Consider the following 20141-nt stretch of genomic DNA (forward strand, 5'->3'; position numbering starts at 1 on the left):
AACATGACTGTCCTCAGCCGTTGTTTATTGGTCCTGGGTGTATTGCTGGCCGGCGCCTGCGCCCAGCAACCTGCGCCCTATACCCCACCCGCCGAGCGGCCGACACCTGCGCGTGAAGCGCCGTGGCCGAAGAACCATTTCCTGGGCATTGCCTACCACGACATCGAAGATCGCGACCCCGATCAGGCGGTGGTGGCGGTGCGCACCGAACGGTTGGTCGACCAACTGGCCTGGCTGCGCGAAAACGGCTACCAGCCGGTCAGTGTCGATCAGATCCTGGCAGCGCGCAGCGGTGGGCCGCAGTTGCCGCCCAAAGCCATCCTGCTCAGCTTCGACGACGGCTACTCCAGCTTCTATACCCGCGTGCTACCGATTTTGCGTGCCTATAACTGGCCGGCAATCCTGGCCCCGGTGGGCTATTGGATCGACACGCCGCTGAATAAACCGGTGGATTTTGCCGGCACACCGCGCGCGCGTTCCGACTTCCTGACATGGGAGCAGGTGCGCGAAATCTCCAAGTCGGGCCTGGTCGAAATCGCCGCCCACACTGACGCCAGCCACACCGGCATCCTGGCCAACCCGCAAGGTAACCAGGAGCCGGCCGCCGCAACGCGACGTTATGACGCCGCCACTGGCACCTATGAAACCGAGGCGCAGTTCCAGGCGCGGATGCGCGCCGACGTCACGGCCATTACCCACAAACTGCGCGCCGTCACCGGCAAGGCGCCGCGTGTATGGGTGTGGCCTTACGGCGCCGCCGACGGCACCTCGTTGGCGGTCGTCGGCGAACAGGGCTACCAGATGGCCCTGACCCTGGACGACGGCCTCGACGACCTCGCCAACCTCAAAAGCAGCCCACGCTTCCTGGTGGCCTCCGACCCGGACGGCGAGCACTACGCCAACGCGATTGTCGGTACACAGGCGCGGACCTCGATGCGCGTGCTGCACGTGGACCTGGATAACGTCTACGACCCGGACCCGGCCCAAGAGGCCCGCAACCTCGACCAGCTGGTGCAGCGCGTGGTCGACATGGGCGCCAGCACCGTGTTCCTGCAAGCCTTCGCCGACCCCAAGGGTGACGGCCTGGTGCATTCGCTGTACTTCCCCAACCGCCATCTGCCGGTGCGCCGCGACTTGTTCAACCGCGTCACCTGGCAACTGCGCACCCGTGGCCACGTGGCGATCTACGCGTGGATGCCAGTGCTGAGCTTTGCGCTCGACCCTTCGTTGCCGCGTGTCACGCGAATGGACCCGAAAACCGGCCAGGTCGGCCTCGACCCGGACCAGTACAAGCGCCTGTCGCCGTTTGACCCGGCCGTGCGCCAGCAGATCGGTGAGATCTATGAGGACCTGGCGCGCAGCACGGCCATCGACGGCGTGCTGTTCCACGACGACGCAGTCCTCTCTGATTTCGAAGACGCCAGCCCCGCAGCGCTCAAGGCCTACGCCGCCAACGGCCTGCCGGGCAGCATTGCCGCACTGCGTGCCGACCCGGCCGTGATGCAGCGCTGGACGCGTTTCAAGAGCCGCTACCTGATCGACTTTACCCAGGAGCTGGCCGCCAAAGTGCGCGCCATCCGTGGGCCGCAGGTGCAGACCGCGCGCAATATCTTCGCCGAGCCGATGCTCAACCCGGCGAGCGAAGCGTGGTTCGCGCAGAACCTCGATGACTTCCTCCAGACCTACGACTGGACCGCGCCGATGGCCATGCCGCTGATGGAAGGCGAGACGCTGAAAAACTCCAACGCCTGGCTGGAAAAACTCGTGGCCACCGTCAAGGCCCGTCCCGATGCCTTGCAGCGCACCGTGTTTGAACTGCAAGCCAAAGACTGGCGCACCAAAGACGCACCCGATATCGACGGCGCGCAGATGGCTGAATGGATGGGTGTGCTCAAACGCCAGGGGGTCAGGAGTTTTGGCTACTACCCGGACAACTTCCTGGAAAACTCGCCGGACCTGAAGACGGTACGTCCGGCCCTGTCCAACCAATGGAACCCTTGACCATGTTCGACAGAATCCTGGCTTTATTCGTGTTGGCGCTGGTGTTGGGTGTGCCCCTAGGCCTGATCTTTCTGGTCACCGGGCAGTTCCTGATGGACTTCGTGTTTTTCTACCCGCTGTTCATGTCGGCATTGTGGATCGCCGGCGGGCTGTACTTCTGGCTGCACTGGGAGCGTCACTGGCCGTGGAAGGAAGACACGCCGGCGCCGACCCTGGCCGGCAACCCGCTGATCTCGATCATCATCCCTTGCTACAACGAGGGTGATAACGCCGCCGATACTATTCACGCGGCGCTGGACCAGCTGTACCCGAACATCGAAGTGATCGCCGTCAATGACGGCTCCAAGGACAACACCGCCGCGGTACTCGATGCCCTGGCATTGGAACATCCACGCCTGCGGGTGCTGCACCTGGCGCAGAACCAGGGCAAGGCCGTGGCCTTGCGCATGGGCGCTGTGGCCGCGCGCAGTGAATACCTGGTGTGCATCGACGGCGACGCCTTGCTGGATAAAAACGCCGCAGCCTATATGGTTGCGCCAATGCTGGACAACCCACGCCTCGGTGCCGTGACCGGCAACCCACGCATCCGCACGCGTTCGACCTTGATCGGCCGGGTGCAGGTGGGTGAGTTCTCCTCGATCATCGGCTTGATCAAGCGCACCCAGCGGGTGTTCGGTCGGATCTTCACGGTTTCGGGTGTGGTCGTAGCGTTTCGCAAGAAAGCGCTGGACCGCATCGACTACTGGAGCACCGACATGATCACCGAGGACATCGATGTCAGTTGGAAGCTGCAGCTCGATCACTGGGCAATCTTCTATGAGCCGCGCGCCTTGTGCTGGATCCTGATGCCTGAAACCGTCGGCGGCCTGTGGAAACAACGCCTGCGCTGGGCCCAGGGCGGCGCCGAAGTGCTGTTCAAAAACATCCGTGGCATCTGGCAATGGCGCCATCGCTACCTGTGGCCGCTGCTGTTCGAATACTGCCTGTCCACCGGTTGGGCGTTCACCTTCCTGCTGTCGGTGATCTTCTGGGGCTTGGGCAAGTTCATGGTGCTGCCACAGGCGATTGCCGTGGACTCGCTGGTGCCACCGGCGTTTACCGGGCTGGTGCTGGCGATGGTGTGCCTGCTGCAATTTGCAGTCAGCATCCTGATTGACCGGCGCTACGAAAAAGACCTGTGGAAAACCCTGTTCTGGACCGTGTGGTACCCGATGGTGTTCTGGCTGGTCAGTTTGCTCACCACATTGGTCAGCTTTCCCAAGGTGCTGTTCAACCAGCATCAGAAGCGCGCACGCTGGGTCAGCCCGGACCGCGGTATTAAACCTAGCGAAGAGGAGGCGTGACGATGAAACTGGTCAGAACTCGCCAGAACACAGTGATGTGGATCATCGACGTGCTGCTCACCTTGCTGGCCTGGGCCGGGCTGGTCTGGCTGCTGGCACGCGGGATCGGCGCAATGCTGGAAACCCACGGCGGCCCGCGCATTGAAGCGCCGATTTTTGCGGCGCTCAACACCTTGCAGATCTACCTGTGGATCGCCTTGTTCAATGCGGTGATCCTGATCAGTTGGGCACGCTATCAACAGCGCCGCGGGCGCAAGTTTGCCCAGCGTCGCGCCGAAGCCAACGCGCTCAGCGATAAAAGCCTGAGTGAAAGTTTCAACTTGGGCGACGGCCACCTCGAGCAGTTTCGCAAGTCGGGCGTGCTGGTGATCCACAACGATGACGAGGGCGGCGTAGAAGATGTGAAGGCCCATGTTTCGCGCGACGTTGAGCGGCCAGGGCTGACCTTGGTGCCAGGGCAGGAAAAAGACAAAGGCGCAGGCTGATTGCCCCGGGCTCTTTGCCCCGAGCTCTGTGGCGAGCGGTCTCTGTGGCGAGCGGGCTTGCCCCGCGTTGGGCTGCGAAGCAGCCCCAAACCTGACGCCACGATGTTCCTGACGTAACGCGGCGACACTGACTCGGGGACGCTTCGCGCCCCAACGCGGGGCAAGCCCGCTCGCCACAAGCGGCGCATCCCAGACTAATCCGATAAATGGGATCCAATTCACAAAACATCCGCGAACTTTTCTGTATTCCTCTGCACTAACCTAACTCGGCATTTAATTGATGGCTAAATAATGGCATCTGCTGGGTTGTTTGCCCAAGGGTTATCAAAAACAGTGGCCGCTTGTCGGAATAAAAGTTTCAACAACAAGCGCTGTCGCCGTTTTATGATTATTTGTTGTTATTAATCAATATGTTGCGGTTGCAATAAGTACGAATGTTCGACAAGTCCAGCTTCTTGGGCTAGCGCGAGTTCGATGTTAGTTTGCCGCCCCTTGATTTTCGATGGATCGAACATGTCTTTGTTATTGCCACGGACTCGGTATTTGCTGTGCACTTTCCTGCTCGCCTGCCTGGGCCTGAACAGCGCCACAGCCGCTCCCACGCCAGGGGATCAAGACTTGATCCGCGACCGGCAAAATCGCCTGCTCGAAGAGCAGGGCCGGCGCCTGCAAGAACTCCAGGACCTGCCCGGCAAAGAGGCCAAGCCCCAAGCCCCGGCGACGCCCGCTGACACCCGCTGTTTCCCGATCAAAGACATCGAGCTCAAGGGCGCCGACAGCCTGTCCGCTGCCGACCGCACGCTGTTGCTCAAACCCTATGTGGGCCAATGCCTGGGCGTCTCGCAGCTCAATGAGCTGCTTAAAGTCATCACCGACTATTACATCGCCAAAGGCCGCGTCACCAGCCGTGCCTACCTGCCGCAACAGGACCTGTCCAGCGGCCACCTGCAAGTGCTGGTGGTCGAGGGCAAGCTCGAAGCCTTGAGAAGCGCCGAAGGCAGCAACGTGACCGACCGCGAGCTGGCCATGGCCTTTCCCGGCAAGGTCGGCGAGGCGCTGAACCTGCGCGAGGTCGAGCAACTGGTCGACCAGCTCAACCGTCTGCCGTCCAAACAGGCACAAATGGAACTGACCCCCGGCAAAGAAGTGGGCGGCAGCGACGTGGTGGTCAAGAACACCGCGCAAAAGCCGTGGCGCGCCAGCCTGTCGCGCAATAACGACGGGCAAAGAAGCACCGGCGAGCAGCAATGGGGCGCGGGCCTGGAGTGGGACAGCCCGCTGGGGCTGGCCGACCAACTGGTGCTGCGCGGTGGTCACGACGCGATCAGCGACCACCAGAAAACGTCGAAAAACACCATGCTCTACTACAACGTGCCCTGGGGCTGGTGGAACTTCAGCTACACCTACAGCGAGAGCGATTACCGCGCGCTGGGTTACACCGACACCTTCAAGTTCAAGCAGTCGGGCGATAACGAAAACCACCAACTGCGCGCAGAGCGCGTGATTCACCGCGATGACGTGAGCAAGACCTCAGTCAACGTCGGTCTGGCTCACCTGCGCACCAACAACTACATCGACGACGCACACCTTGAAACCAGCAGTAACCGCCTCAGCGAACTGCAATTTGGCATCAACCACGGCCGGCGCATCGGCAATGCCTTCGTCAACGTTGACCTGGGCGTGCAGAACGGCATCGGTGCATTTGACGCCCAGCGCGACGACCAGCATCGCGATCAGTACGGGCACCTCACGGCCACTCCCGATTACCGCAAATACACCGCCACCGTCAGTTATCTGCAGCCGTTCAGCCTGTGGGGCGAGTCGTTCAGCTTTACCAGCTTGGCCACCGGGCAACGCAGCGAAGACGTGCTGTTCTCGCCGCAACGCATCAGCCTCGGCGGCTCTTCTTCGGTACGCGGTTTCAAGGATCAGCAACTGTCCGGCGACAGCGGTGGCTACTGGCGCAATGAAGTGCGCTGGGCCCGCCCGGTCACGTTGGAATGGCTGCGCCCGGCCTTCGCCGAATACGGCACCAGCCTGGGTTACGACCAAGGCGTGATCCGCAACGACCGTTACAACGACGACTACCACGGCCGCGTTTCAAGCAACTCCGTGGAGCTGTTCGCCCGGGGCAAATACGTCAGCACCAGCGTGACGTTTGCTCACTCGTTAGAAAGGCCTGGGGTCGTGACGGAGCGCGAAGCACCGATCTACTTCCGCATGGATTTCTTCCTGTAATTCAACGCCCTGCTGCAACGAGAATCTGAAAATGGATGTTCGCCACTTTGCCTTTCTGGCCCGCCAACCTTCTGCTGCCCTGAAGCGCCGGGACGCGTTCCTTGGCCTGCCCAAGCGCGGCCTGGTGCTGATTCTGGCCAACGCGCTGTTCTGGCAGCCGTTGCTCGCCCAGGCCGAAGGCATTGTGGTCAGCAACCCGGCCACCAGCGTCGGCCAGGCCGGCAATGGCGTGCCGGTGGTGAACATCGCTGCGCCCAATGGAAGTGGCTTGTCCCATAACCAGTTCAAGGACTACAACGTCGGCCCCAACGGCGTGATCCTCAACAACGCCACCGGCGCGGTGCAGAACACTCAGCTCGGTGGCTACATCGTCGGCAACCCGAACCTCAAGGGCGGCGCGGCCAACGTCATTCTCAACGAAGTCAACGGCGGCAGCCCCAGCCAGCTGCGCGGCTACACCGAAGTGGCGGGCCAGTCGGCCAAGGTCATCGTCGCCAACCCGTACGGCATCACGTGCAGTGGCTGCGGTTTTATCAACACGCCCAACGTGACCCTGACCACCGGCAAACCGGTGATGGACAACGTCGGCCGTTTGGACCACTACCAGGTCGACGGCGGCGCCGTGACCATCGACGGCGAGGGCCTGAACGCCAGTAACGTCGACCGCTTCGAAATCATCACCCGCTCGGCCAAGATCAACGCCCAGATCAACGCACGCGAGCTGGCCGTAATCGCCGGGCGCAACGACGTCGATGCCAAAAGCCTGAAAACCACCGCACGCGCCGACGACGGCAGCGCCAAACCCGAGCTGGCCATCGACTCCAGCGCGTTGGGCGGCATGTACGCCGGCGCGATCAAATTGGTAGGCACCGAAGCCGGCGTGGGCGTGAAGCTCGACGGCACGCTGGCAGCCAGTGGCGGGGATATTCTGCTTGATGCCAATGGGCATTTGAGCATGGCGCAGACCGCCGCCAGCGGCGCGGTCAACGTCAAGGCCGCGAGCCTGGACGCCAAGGGGCCGGTGTACGCCGGCACGGCACTGGACGTGCAAACCCAAGGTGATCTGACCAACCGCCAAAGCCTGGCCGCCCGTGACCGCATTGCGCTGTCCAGCGGCGGCACGTTGACCAACAGCGACATTATCGAAGCGGGCGTCAACGCTGATAACACCCGCAACGCAGCGGGCGACGTCAGCCTGCGCGGCAAGACCGTCAACAACACCGGCACCAATGTCATCGCCAGCCGTACGTTGAGCGTCGATGCCCAGACCCTGAACAACCAGGGCGGCACCTTGAGTGCAAAACAGCACACGCAGATTACGGCAGGCACGGTCGACAACCAGAACAAAGGCCACATTCTGAGCAATGCCGGTTTGGCCCTCACGGCCGATCGCCTGCAGAACACCCAAGGTGGGCTGGTCACCAGCAACGGTCCGCTGACCGCGGTTGTCGGTGAGTTGCATAACCAGGGCGGCGAAGTCTCCAGCCTGGACACCGCAGCGCTGATGGTCACCACCCTCGACAACGTCGCGGGGCTGGTCACGGCGGGTAAGGCGTTGAGCCTTAACGTCGGCAGCCTGAACAACCAGGGCGGTCTGGTCACCAGCCAAGGCTTGGTCAGCGTGGCCGGTAACAGCCTGGACAACCGTGAAAAAGGCTTGGTCGCCGGCGTCGAGGGTGTGCAGGTCACTGTCGCCAACATCGACAATCGCAACGGCGAGCTGTCCAGCCGTGCGGGCGTGCAGGTCACCGGTACGCAACTGGATAACAGCGATGGCGGGCTGGTGATTGCCGGCAGCGGCGCAGGCCTGACTGTCGATCAATTGCTCAACCGCAACCAGGGCCTGATCAGCAGCGAAGGGCTGTTGAGCGTCACGGCGCGCAACGTGGCCAACAACGGCGGTACGCTGTCCAGCGCCGGCCCGCTGACCCTCAACGCCCTTGGCGCGGTAAACAACCAGGGCGGCCGGCTGGTGACTGACGCCCGCCTGATCCTCAACAGCGCGAGTCTCGACAACAGCCAAAAAGGCACCCTGAGCGCACGTCAGGCCGCGCAGATCACCACCGCTGACTTGAACAACCAGCAAGGCGGCCAGATCACCAGCGCCGAGGCCCTGACCCTGGACCTCAACCGTGGTCAGCTCAATAACCAGGGCGGACTGATCAACGCGCCGCTGCTGATGCTCAACAACCTCAAGGATGTGCATAACCAGGGCGGCGAGATTTCCAGCAGCCAGGCGTTCACACTCACCGCCGACAACCTGGACAACAGCGGCGGCAAACTGCTGAGCAATACCGCGCTGACCTTGCGCATCGGCCAGGCCCTGGCAAACGTCAAAGGCATGATCGCCGCAGCGTCGGTCGACGCGCACGCCGCCAGCCTCGACAACAGCGGCGGCACACTCACCAGCCGTGGCGACACCGTACTCAACATTGATGGCCGCCTGACCAATCGCGATCAGGGCCTGCTCAACGCAGGCGCTGCCCTGACACTCAACAGCGCCGAGCTGGATAACCAGAATGGCTCACTGCTGGGCAGCGCAATTGCCCTGGACTTCGGCAACGCCACCGGCGACCTGAACAACACCGGGGGCCTGATCACCACCGCCGGCAATCTGACCATCAACCATCTGCGTGACCTGAGCAACGGCGGTGGCGAACTCTCCAGCGCGCAAACCCTGGACCTCAGCGGTCGCACGTTGAACAACAGCAACGGCAAGCTGATCAGCAATAACCTGCTGCTGCTCAATGCCACAAACCTGATCAACCAGAACGGCTTGATGTCCGGCTGGCAGGGCCTGACCGTCAGCGGTACCAACCTCGATAACCGCAACAACGGCACCTTGTCGAGCCGTTATGGCGACCTTAATGCCACGCTGACCGCCAGCCTGCTCAACAGCGGAGCGGGTGCGCTGGTGAGTCAAAAAGCGCTGTACGTGACCGCCGCCGAGCTGGACAACAGCAACACGGGCGTACTCTCCAGCGCCGCCGGCCAACGTCTCGACGTGGGCGGTTTGCTCAACAACGCCCAGGGCGGCGTGATCGACAGCGGCGCAGCCCTGAACCTGAACGCGCAAAGCCTGGACAACAGCGCCGGCAGCATCAGCGGCGGCACCGCCACCACCCTCGACCTGCTCGCGACCCTGACCAACACCAATGGCAAGTTGTCCAGCGGCGGCCCGCTGCTGATCAGCCGTGCCGCGCAGATCAACAACCAGGGCGGCCAGATTGCCAGCCAGGGCCTGTTGACCCTGCTGACCGGCGGCCTGGACAACCGCAACCGTGGCACCCTGGCCGCCAACGACCGCTTGAGCCTCACCGCCAGCGGCCTGGTGCAGAACGGCAACGACGGCTTGATCTACAGCCAGAACGCCGACCTCAGCCTCACGGCCAACCGCGTGGAGAATGGCAAAGGCACCGTGCAAAGCCAGGGCGGCATGACCGTCGACGTGGCCGACGCGCTGGACAACCAGAGCGGCAAACTGATCGCCCAGGCGGGCGATTTGAGTGTCAACGCCGCCAGCCTCGACAACCGTGGCGGCACCCTTGCCAGCCTCAAGGCCGCACTGCAAACCCGTGTGGTTGGCGTGCTGCGCAACGGTTATGACCTCAACAACAACCGTCAGGGCGGCGTGATGCAGGGGCAAAGCCTCAACCTGCAAGCCGGCAGCGTAGACAACTATGGCGGGCGCATCGCGGCGCAGGGCGGCAACGCACTGGTGACCACCGGCAATTTCGACAACCGCAACGGCGGGCTCTATGCCAAAGGCCTGATGCGCGTGGTCGGGCATGACGTTGATAACAGCGGCGACAACGACGGCCAGATTGCCGGTCAACAAATCGACCTGGACCTGAGCGGCGCACTTAACAACCGCCTGGGCATCATCGAAAGCGAAAGCACCCTCAAGGTGCGCGCTGCCAGCCTCGACAACCAGACCGGGCGCCTGCGTGCCCTGGGCACGGCGGGCACCACCGAATTCGCCATCGGTGGCCTGTTCGACAACCGCAACGGTGTGCTCGAAACCGCCAACAACGACCTGACCCTCAACGCCGGCAGCCTGCAGAACCTGGGCGGCAACGTACTGCACGTGGGCACCGGCACCTTCGGCATTGCCCCCGCCAACCTCAACGACGTGGGCGGCAGCCTGGTCACCCGTGGCGACCTGACCATTAGCCAGGGCCACTGGACCAACAGCAGCGTGATCCAGGCCGGGCAACTGACAGTCAACGTCGACACCCTCGACCAGACCGCCACCGGCCAACTGCTCGGCGCACGACGCTTCATCGGCAGCGGCGCCAACTGGAACACCCAAGGCCTGATCGCCAGCGACGGCACGCTCGACCTGACGTTGAGCGGCGCCCTTAACGGCAGCGGGCGCATCAGCAGCCTCGGCGACCTCAACCTCAGCGCGGCACAGGCCACCCTGAGCGACACGGCAAGCATCGCCGGCGGCGGCATCACTACCGCCAACATCGCCGGCACGCTCAACAACCGCGGGCGCATCACCGCCGCCACCGACCTGGTGCTTAACGCGGGCGCGATCAACAACTACGCGACCCTGGGCAGTGGCCAGCGACTGACCGCTACCACCGGTGCGTTACTCAACGACCACGGCCTGATCTTCAGCGGCGGCGACATGAGCCTGCGTGTCGACGCGTTGAACAACAGCTACGCCGACCTCTACAGCATGGGCAACCTGAGCGTCGACCGTGACGGCAAGGGCGGCCTGGCCAGCAGCATCCTCAACAGTTCATCGACGATCCAGAGTGACGGCAACCTCAGCCTGTCCGCCAACTCGATCAAAAATGAAAGGGCGGTACTGACCGTTAACGACGCGGGTGTCTATACCGCGTCCGCCACCGAAGGCACCTGCATCAAGTACGTCAATGCCGGTGACTGCCACGCCGGTGGTACGGGGCGCAACTACGTTTGGGAGCTGGTGACCCGCGACAAACTGGAAGTGACCGCCGCCAGTGCCGGTTCGAGCATCACCTCGGGCGGTAACATGACGCTGGCGGGCGGCGACTTGCTTAACAGCAGCAGCTCGATTGCGGCCGGCGGCAACTTCACCGCGCGCCTGAACAACCTGGTCAACACCGGCATCGAAACCGGCGAGACCGAGACCTACCGGCTCTTTACATCGGCGCGCACCGAGCACCCAAGCGGCTGGTTCAATGCGGCTCGCGCACTGACCAATAAATACTGGTATCAAAGCCCTGGCTACAATCCCAATGACCTCGGTGGCCTGGAGGCTGCCGTGGCCAACTTCATCGGGATCATGGAGATCGAGCGCACCCAGTTCGGCAAAGTCACCAAAATCGCCAGTGATGACCAACGCTACGCCGCGGTGATTCAGGCTGCCGGCGCGGTGGACGTCAAGGCGCAAGCCGGTATCGACAACAGCGTGGTGCGCCTGGGCTACAACTACATCGGTGCGGGCGCCAAAACCACCACCGGCGCTACGGGCGCCAGTGGTGCAGCCGGTTACTCGACGCGCGTCACCCTTAACCAGCAACTGCCGCCTGACCTCGCCCAACAGCAGATCAACCCGCTGAGCCTGCCCGGCTTCACCTTGCCCAGCGGGCAGGGCGGGCTGTTCCGCCTCAGTGGCGAAAGCGCCAGCGCGCCGGCCACTACTGGCCCGCAAGGCTGGACCCTGGGCGGCGGCAGCGTCGACCGCACGCCGGTTACCGGCCCGGTCGTACCCGGCAGCGGCACCTCGGCCGACGGCGTGGTGATCAACCGTGTGCAAGGCCTGCCAGACAGCCAGTTCGTCTCCAACCCACAGAAATACCTGATCGAAACCAACCCGCTGCTGACCAACCTCAGCCAGTTTTTAAGCTCTGATTACATGCTGTCCAAACTGGGCTACGACCCAGACCAGGCCCAAAAGCGCCTGGGTGACGGCCTGTATGAACAACGCCTGATCCAGCAAGCCGTGATCGCGCGTACCGGCCAGCGCTTCATCGATGGCCAGACCAGCGACGCCTCGATGTTCAAGTACCTGATGGACAACGCCATCGGCACCAAACAAGCGCTTAACCTGGCCGTAGGCGTGAGCCTCACCGCCGAGCAAGTCGCGGCCCTGACCCACGACATCGTGTGGATGGAAAACGCCACCGTCGCTGGCCAGCAAGTGCTGGTGCCCGTGCTCTACCTGGCCCAGGCCAACAACCGCCTGGCGCCCAACGGCGCACTCATCACCGGCAGCGACCTGAACCTGGTCAGTGGCGCCGACCTCAACAACGTCGGCACCCTGCGCGCCACCAACAACCTGGCTGCCAGCGCCGGGCGCAACATGGTCAACAGCGGCCTCGTGCAAGCCGGCAACCGCCTCGACCTGCTCGCCGGCAACAACCTCACCAACCGCGCCGGCGGCATCATCGCCGGGCGCGACGTCAACGTCAGCGCAGTGAATGGCGATGTGCTCAACGAACGCACCGTCACCAGCCACCAAAGCAGCAGCGGCTACCGCACCGAACGCACCGACTTCGTCGACAACGCCGCCCGCATCGAAGCCGCCAACACCCTCACCCTGCAAGCCGGGCGCGACGTCAACAGCACCGGCGGCGCCTTCAAAAGCGGCGCCGACCTGGGCGTTCAAGCCGGGCGCGATGTAAACCTGGCCACCGCCGAACAGCGCAATGCCAACACCGTCAGCACCAACATGCGCAGCAGCAGCGCAAACCAGTACGGCACCGTGATCGAAGCCGGGCGCGACTTCCAGGTGGTGGCTGCGCGCGATATCAGCGCCATCGGCAGCCAGTTGAATGCCACGCGTGATCTGGCGCTGGTGGCCAAGGGCAATGTGAACCTGGCGTCGGCGGCGAATGAACAGCATTCGGCGTTTAATTCCAAGAAGGTCACCAGCCAGGAAGACCACGTTCAGCAAGTCGGCACATCGTTGGTTGCCGGTGAGAACCTCTCCCTCAGTGCCGGCAACGACCTCGTGGTCAGCGCCAGCCGTGCGAGTGCCGGCAAGGAAGCCTACCTGTACGCAGGCAATGACCTGGCGCTGAACGCTGCGCAAGACAGCGACTACAGCTATTACCGCAAAACCAAAACCAGCAAAGGGTTGCTGTCCAGCACCCAGAAAACGCGCATCGACAGCAGTAACCAGATCAGCCAGCAGGGCTCTTCCATCAGCGCTGATACCGTGGTCGTGCGTGCTGGCCGTGACATTGGTACTACCGCCAGCGATGTGGTTTCTACCAACGCCACCAGCCTGATTGCCGGGCGCAATGTGGTGATTGATGGGGCGACGGAAACCTTTGAACAAAGCCATTCGTCCTCGACCAAAAAATCGGGCTTGATGAGCAGCGGCGGCATCGGCGTGACGTTGGGCTCAAGCAGCAACCAGAACACCTTCACCAGCAGCACCGAAACCACCCGGGCCAGCAACATCGGCAGTGTGCTGGGCAGTGTGGATATTCAGGCTGGCAAAGACCTGACCATACGCGGTTCTGACGTGGTTGCCGGTAAGGACATCAGCCTGGTTGGGCAAAATGTCAGCATCCTGGCTTCCGAGAACAACAACCGTAGCGAGCAGATCTCCAAGAGCAAAACCAGTGGTTTGACCCTGGCGTTGTCCGGCACCGTGGGTAGCGCGGTGGACTCTGCTTATAAGACCGCCAAGCAAGCCAAGAGCGAGGACGACGGCCGCCTCTCGGCGCTGCAAGGTGTGAAGGCGGGGTTGACGGGGGTGCAAGCGTGGCAGGCGGCGCAGCAGAATGGTGGCATGACCGGCGCTAACGCCGCGGAATTTGTCGGCATCGCCATCTCGCTCGGCTCGCAAAAATCCAGCTCCAAACAGACCCAGGAGCAGACGGCAAGCCAAGGTAGCAGCCTCACCAGTGGCAATAACCTCAGTATTGTAGCCGCCGGTAACGGCACGCCTGGCGCAGATGGAGACATCCGCGTTCAGGGCAGCAAGCTCCAGGCCGGTAATGAAATGCTGTTGGCAGCAGAGCGTGATATCCGCCTGGAAGCAGCCGCCAACACACAAAAACTCGATGGCAAGAACAGCAGTGGCGGCGGGGCCGTAGGCCTTAGCTTTGGGGCGAGTTCCAATGGTGCTGGCCTTAGCATCTTCGCCAATGCCAACAAGGGCACCGGCAGTGAGAAAGGCAATGGCACAACCTGGACGGAAACGACGCTGGATGCGGGCAAGCAAGTCAGCCTGATCAGTGGGCGAGACACCGTCCTCAAAGGTGCACAGGTCAGTGCAGATCAGATCAAGGCCGCGGTAGGCCGCGATCTTATGCTGCAAAGCCTGCAAGACACCGATGACTACAAGTCCAAACAAACCGATGTCAGCGGTGGCGCAAGTTTCACGTTTGGCACCATGACGGGCAGTGGTTCGCTCAGCATCAGCAAGAGCAAGATCGACTCCAACTATAAAAGCGTGCAGGAGCAAACCGGCCTGTTCGGCGGTAAGGGCGGCTATCAGATTGATGTGGGCAACCACACGCAACTCGATGGCAGCGTGATCGCCAGCACTGCAACAGCGGACAAAAACCGCCTGAGCACCGGCACCCTCGGCTGGAGCGTTTTAAAGAACAAAGCCGACTACACAAGCCAGTTGCAGAGCGCCAGCGTCAGCAGTGGCGCAAGCAGTGCGAACGCCTTCATCAGCAATATGCCTTCCGGTAGCTTGATCGCGTTCAATCATGGCGACAGTGACAGCGGCACCACGTCATCGGCCATTTCCAACGGCACCCTAGACATTCGCGACCCTGCCAAACAGCAGCAGGACGTGGCAACGCTGAGCCACGATGTTGAACACGCCAACGGCAGCATCAGCCCCATTTTTGATAAGGAGAAAGAGCAGAAGCGCCTGCGGCAGGTGCAGTTGATTGCGGATATTGGTACTCAGGCAGTAGACATCGTTCGAACCCAAGGCCAGATCGATGCTGATAAAGAGGCGCGTGCTGAACTTGATAAGCGTGGCATCAAGGACCCTGGAAAAGATGCCAAAAAAGAGGACGTCGATGCCTACAAGAAACAACTGATTGCCACTGACGCTTATCAACGGATCATGGCGGACTACGGGGTCGGCGGCAATTACCCACGTGTAGCGCAGGCGGTGACAGCAGCATTGCAAGGGTTGGTGGGAGGCGACATCGGTTCCGCTATTGCGGGCGCGTCGGCGCCGTACATGGCGCAAGTCATCAGGAAAACCACTGGAGACAACGCTGTACTCAACACCATGGCGCATGCCGTATTGGGTGCGGTGGTGGCGCAGGCGCAAGGCAACTCTGCGGGGGCGGGGGCTGCGGGAGCTGCGACGGGTGAATTCATCGCCCATCAGTTGTATCCGGGCAAGAAGACAATCGAGTTGACGGAGGAGGAGAGAGAGACGGTTGTTGCACTTTCGGGTCTAGCAGCAGGGTTGGCTGGGGGGATTGCTGGTGGTGATCTGGGCGGTGCGGTTACAGGGGCAAAGGCGGGAAGCAATGCGGTGGAGAACAACTCCCTCAGTGATATTGCAGAAGCATTAGCAGAACGTAAAACACTTGAACAAAAGGCCGAAGAGCGCGTCAAGGCTGAAAACGAGCGATACAAGGAGCAAAACTGTGCAGGAATGAGCGCGGATGCGTGCTCGGCGCAAATGTATGCTGAGCGTCGCGAAACACTTGCTTATACCGTGGCGGGTGTTGGAGCTGTAGCCGCAGCAGTGCTGCTCGGTCCTGCATTGTTAAATTCCTGTGCGATGAACCCAGCTGTTTGTACCGAACTGTCATTAACAGCAGTTGAGTTGCCCTTTGGCGCCGCAACGGCTGGCGGTACAGCGTTGGGTGTAGGAGGATTTGGTAGTCTTGCGGCCAAGGAGTTAGCTGCTACTGCGGATGCTGCGGCTGCGGCGCGAAATGTCGAGACTGCAAAAGCTAGCGTTCTTGATGCAAAAGGGCCGGGCCAGGTTACCCCTGATGCAATAAGCCCCTCCAAGCTCAGCTCGGTTGAAGACCTGTTTGGGCAGACATTTGAAAGTATCCCGCTGTCGCACCTTCCCAATTGGAAGAGCGGTTCGCTTGTAAATGATGGGGCGTTGGGCGAGCAACTGGCCCTGCAAACCCTTAACGAGAAAACCGGCCTCAATTTCAAACCTCTGCAAAACAGTAGCAACCACGGCTGCGATGGCTGCGCGGTGGCGATCAATGGCGATACGATTACCGTGGTGGTGATGGATGCGAAGTCTTCGGTGAATGGTGTGAGTAAGGCCGGTACGCCGCATGGGGACCCGAGGACGCGGTTGGAGGGGTGGCTGGGTAATAGATCAATTGCCGACTCTGATCCTGCTTTACGCGATGCTTTGCAAGCGGCGTTGGATTCAGGAAAAGCCAAGGTTCAAGGTGTAACAGTCAAAGTCGGTGTTCCCGCCCCGAGTAAAACAGGTGTAGCAGAATTTAAGGTGGAACCATGGATCAAGAAGTAATTCAGTGCGAGCGCTCGGGCGTAAACCCGAAATGGCCCTCCTTCAAAAGTGTGCTGGGGCGCATAGCCAAGGGGCCACACGTCTCAGATGAATACGAGTTGAATGGCATCCGTGAATATGTTGAGCGCGGCGATGCATTTGCGAAGCCATCAATGCCTGTACCGAATAGTGACAACGTTACGCGTAGTAGCTCCGAATGGATGGCCGTCACACGAGCCCACAAGGTATTGGCAACCGCCCCAGATAACCCGCAATGGCTTCTGGAATTGGCCCATTGGCTGCGCTATTACCAAGTAGGAATTTGGCAGTTGTTCTTCTGGGCGGGTCAGTTCGACATTATTGCCAAAGCGACAGGCAATGATCGACGCCGCCAAAACTACAGCATCCAAACCGCCACCAATATGATGGCCGCCATGGCGATCCTAGGATGGAAGGATGCCGTCATCCATCAGGGCTATCTCACCCATGCGGCTCTCAACCGTGGGCATCAATTAGTGATTGAGTACGAAGAGCAACACCGCCGCGCCCAAGCCTTTATGCTGCGTGTGTTTGCCGATTGGGTGGGCGATGTCTCGCATCAATGGCCTGCTTATGCTTACGACGAACCCATCTACGAAGCCTTGTTGGCCAAGTGGCGCACTCCCAGCCCCGACGACCTGATGCCCTGCCTGTTGGCCGCGTGTGACCGCCACACTTGGCAAACCGGCAAAGAGAGCCTGAAGAATTCCTACGACTTCAATCAGGACTGGCACTTGGAGCGCGTGCCGGTGGAAATTCTCTATATCCTGCGCCTACGCCAGTGGGAAGGTTTAGCCAATCCGCAGAAGATTGATCATCCGCTGCTGGCCGCGCCCTTTGACCAATTGCCGCCCGAGCAACCAGTGCCTGAGTTGGACAAGTTGATGCAAGGTGTGCTAAAGCGCGCAAGGGAAGACTGGCCACAGTACGATGAAGTGCTGTCTTTGCCAGCATTGAAGAGTTGAATAGGTGCAAAAGGGCTTTGAAGGGAAGAAATAGGGGTCAGACCACGGTTTTTTTCTTTACCCCCTGGATATATAGCGGTATCTCGCTGGGTTTCTGCTGACGAGATTCCTTATTGGATACAAAATGGAGGAACGGCTATTCCCAATGGCATTGGAGCTGGTGGACGTGTATATGTAACAATTCCGGGTGCGGCTAAGCCAGGCGGGACTGGTCCTGTACGGATAGACTTTGCCATTCCAGAAAAAGCTCTAAGTCAGGAGGGAAGCCAGAATGGAAGCAAATTTTTCAACCAGCTCAGAGTACACCTGTTTATAACGTTAAAATAAATGTGCCCGATGGCGTCAAACTTCCAGGAGTGACACCATGAGTTATATTGATGTGGTTGAATTTGGATTGGTTATTCGTCGGCAAGAGCTATTATCTAAGTTAATAGATATTGATAGGTTGTCAGCGGTGCTTGAGTTTGATATGCCGCTTGATATAAGCGCTGATCTGGTTTCCTTTGGGCCCTGTTTCGGTGGAGAGGCTGCGAATGAATTCATTCGCCGTTTGGAGGCGTTGGGCTTGCAATACGTTGATGATTTTTTTGTTTTTTCTGGGGACTTCCCGTTGTGGTGTAAATTTAAAGTAGCTATAAATAAAGGTTAGTTGGCAAAAAAATTATAGGTGCAAAAAGTATCGGTAATTGATATTTCATCTGGTAAAAAAGGCGCGGGGGCATCCTTGGAGCGAGATCTGTCTATGGCGACCCGTAAATTTTTCCAAAGTCGTGTAAGTAAAATTCATTCACATATCTACGAACTCTCACGGTCGAGTAACTAGGAAATAGGGGGCAGACCACGTTTTTCCGTTTTTCGTTTTTTAGAGTTCAGCAGAGTTGCTCTTTAAAAACATGATTTATTTTTTGTAATTATTCCAATCTGTTGGCCTGTTGAAGGGCGGCTAAGCTGTAAGCTCCTATCCAGTTAGGGGTTTATATGGCTCGCCGTCCTAGAGTTTTACTGCCGGATATCCCGTTGCATATTATTCAGCGGGGAAACAATCGGTCTGCGTGTTTTTATTCAGATGAAGACTATATTTTTTACATCGATACATTAGCCGTGCTTGCTGAATTGTACGGCTGTAAAGTTCACGCATTGTGCTTGATGACAAATCATGTTCATTTGTTGTTGACTCCCAGCTGTTGCGCAGGGGCCGGCCTGCTTATGAAGGGGCTGGGGCAGTGCTACGTTCAATATGTCAATCGAACATATCAACGAACGGGCACGTTGTGGGAAGGCCGTTTCCGCTCCTGTTTGGTTCAACAAGACAACTATGTTTTAGCTTGCTATCGATATATCGAAATGAACCCTGTTAGAGTCGGTATGGTTGCTCATCCGGGCGACTATCGCTGGACCAGCTATAGGGCAAACGCACAGGGCGAGCTGTCAGGCTTTATAAGCCCGCATGCGGTTTATAACGAATTAGGTAGCGGCACCGCGCAACGAGCCGAAGCTTACCGGTCTATATTCAATGAACGACTTTCACCTGGGCTGATAGAACAAATTCGATCTTCTACAAACGGTAATTATGTTTTGGGCGATCAGAAGTTTGCGTCCGAGATCGCGCACGCATTAGGTAAAAGAGTTTCGCAGGGTGTGTCAGGGCGCCCAAAAAAGTATGAGTTAAAAGAATAGAAAAATAGTGGTCTGACCCTTATTTTCCCAGCTGGGGCCTAGTCCATGCCGGTGAGAAAATGATGATTGCACATATGAAAAAAAATGAAATATACGTCAGGATGTTTTCTCTAGCGTTGCCTTATATAAGAAATATTCAGACTCTTGAGGAAAAAATAAAGGGTAAAGATAGGTCTTGTTATTTTGAAGCAGAGTTAGTGCATAACCTTGCCAGTAGTTTGTTGAGTTCTGAGTTTTCCGAGCATGACATATGGTTTTTAAATCATCAGGCTAAGTATTACTTTGATAATTGTAGTGATGATATTTCACCAAATTACTGGGAGCATCTTAAATTAATTCGGGCTCTTTTTGAACTGGTTCCTGATATATTCAAAGCGAAATTATTATGGGTCGGACCCTGAGGGATCCCCACAAATCTATCCTGGAGAAATAGGGGTCAGACCACGATTTTGTTTTTTAAAGTTCAGCAGAGTTGCTCTTTAAAAACATGATTTATTTTTTGTAATTATTCCAATCTGTTGGCCTGTTGAAGGGCGGCTAAGCTGTAAGCTCCTATCCAGTTAGGGGTTTATATGCTCGCCATTCTAGGGTTTTACTGCCGGATATCCCGTTGCATATTATTCAGCGTGGAAGCAATCGGTCTGCGTGTTTTTATTCAGATGAAGACTATAATTTTTTACATTGATACATTAGCCGTGCTTGCTGAATTGTATAGCTGTAAAGTTCACGCATTGTGCTTGATGACAAATCATGTTTAGGAAATAGGGGTCAGACCACGGTTTTGTTTTTTGGAGTCCAGCAGAGTTGCTCTTTAAAAACATAATTTATTTTTGTAATTATTCCAATCTGTTGGCCTGTTGAAGGGCGGCTAAGCTGTAAGCTCTTATCCAGTTAGGGGTTTATATGGCTCGCCGTCCTAGGGTTTTACTGCCGGATATCCCGTTACATATTATTCAGCGGGGAAACAATCGGTCTGCGT

The 20141-nt window shown here is 59.0% G+C and carries 9 protein-coding genes; all 9 read left to right on the forward strand.

Annotated features, from left to right (window positions below; translation table 11 throughout):
- Positions 1 to 3 precede the first annotated feature (3 nt).
- The 9 genes from pgaB to C4J83_RS00850 all read left to right on the forward strand — a co-directional run bounded on the left by pgaB (position 4) and on the right by C4J83_RS00850 (position 19563).
- Positions 4 to 2001, forward strand: coding sequence for a poly-beta-1,6-N-acetyl-D-glucosamine N-deacetylase PgaB (gene pgaB / locus C4J83_RS00805; protein ID WP_124416132.1), 1998 nt, complete (start codon positions 4 to 6; stop codon positions 1999 to 2001).
- Positions 2002 to 2003: 2 nt separating this feature from the next.
- Entirely contained in the window at positions 2004 to 3344 is a 1341-nt protein-coding gene (gene pgaC / locus C4J83_RS00810; protein ID WP_124416133.1) for a poly-beta-1,6-N-acetyl-D-glucosamine synthase, read from the forward strand.
- 2 nt (positions 3345 to 3346) lie between these two features.
- On the forward strand, positions 3347 to 3829 hold the full coding sequence (gene pgaD, locus C4J83_RS00815; RefSeq protein WP_106577326.1) for a poly-beta-1,6-N-acetyl-D-glucosamine biosynthesis protein PgaD: 483 nt from the start codon (positions 3347 to 3349) through the stop codon (positions 3827 to 3829).
- Positions 3830 to 4342: 513 nt separating this feature from the next.
- The gene (locus C4J83_RS00820) at positions 4343 to 6067 is read left to right on the forward strand and encodes a ShlB/FhaC/HecB family hemolysin secretion/activation protein (protein WP_106577327.1); all 1725 of its coding nucleotides are present in this window, start codon (positions 4343 to 4345) and stop codon (positions 6065 to 6067) included.
- Positions 6068 to 6098: 31 nt separating this feature from the next.
- Positions 6099 to 16502: a hemagglutinin repeat-containing protein gene (locus tag C4J83_RS30630; RefSeq protein ID WP_256660637.1), complete on the forward strand. Its 10404-nt coding sequence runs from the start codon at positions 6099 to 6101 to the stop codon at positions 16500 to 16502.
- 308 nt (positions 16503 to 16810) lie between these two features.
- On the forward strand, positions 16811 to 17485 hold the full coding sequence (locus C4J83_RS00835) for a hypothetical protein (RefSeq protein WP_124418823.1): 675 nt from the start codon (positions 16811 to 16813) through the stop codon (positions 17483 to 17485).
- A 364-nt stretch (positions 17486 to 17849) separates the two neighbouring features.
- Positions 17850 to 18134 carry a hypothetical protein gene (locus C4J83_RS00840; protein WP_119738321.1) on the forward strand — a complete coding sequence of 95 codons (285 nt, stop codon included), beginning with the start codon at positions 17850 to 17852 and terminating at the stop codon, positions 18132 to 18134.
- Between the two features lie 329 nt (positions 18135 to 18463).
- A complete protein-coding gene (locus C4J83_RS00845; RefSeq protein ID WP_124416134.1) occupies positions 18464 to 19162 on the forward strand; it encodes a transposase in 699 nt (232 codons plus the stop codon).
- A gap of 59 nt (positions 19163 to 19221) precedes the next feature.
- A complete protein-coding gene (locus C4J83_RS00850) occupies positions 19222 to 19563 on the forward strand; it encodes a zinc ABC transporter substrate-binding protein (RefSeq protein WP_124416135.1) in 342 nt (113 codons plus the stop codon).
- The last annotated feature ends 578 nt before the right edge of the window (positions 19564 to 20141 follow it).

The sequence above is a fragment of the Pseudomonas sp. LBUM920 genome (assembly GCF_003852315.1).
Classification (GTDB): domain Bacteria; phylum Pseudomonadota; class Gammaproteobacteria; order Pseudomonadales; family Pseudomonadaceae; genus Aquipseudomonas.

Excerpts from the sequence above, each read along its gene's own strand:
- pgaB (WP_124416132.1), top strand. The coding sequence starts at position 4 with ATGACTGTCCTCAGCCGTTGTTTATTGGTCCTGGGTGTATTGCTGGCC.
- pgaC (WP_124416133.1), top strand. The coding sequence starts at position 2,004 with ATGTTCGACAGAATCCTGGCTTTATTCGTGTTGGCGCTGGTGTTGGGT.
- pgaD (WP_106577326.1), top strand. The coding sequence starts at position 3,347 with ATGAAACTGGTCAGAACTCGCCAGAACACAGTGATGTGGATCATCGAC.
- C4J83_RS00820 (WP_106577327.1), top strand. The coding sequence starts at position 4,343 with ATGTCTTTGTTATTGCCACGGACTCGGTATTTGCTGTGCACTTTCCTG.
- C4J83_RS30630 (WP_256660637.1), top strand. The coding sequence starts at position 6,099 with ATGGATGTTCGCCACTTTGCCTTTCTGGCCCGCCAACCTTCTGCTGCC.
- C4J83_RS00840 (WP_119738321.1), top strand. The coding sequence starts at position 17,850 with ATGAGTTATATTGATGTGGTTGAATTTGGATTGGTTATTCGTCGGCAA.
- C4J83_RS00845 (WP_124416134.1), top strand. The coding sequence starts at position 18,464 with ATGGCTCGCCGTCCTAGAGTTTTACTGCCGGATATCCCGTTGCATATT.
- C4J83_RS00850 (WP_124416135.1), top strand. The coding sequence starts at position 19,222 with ATGATGATTGCACATATGAAAAAAAATGAAATATACGTCAGGATGTTT.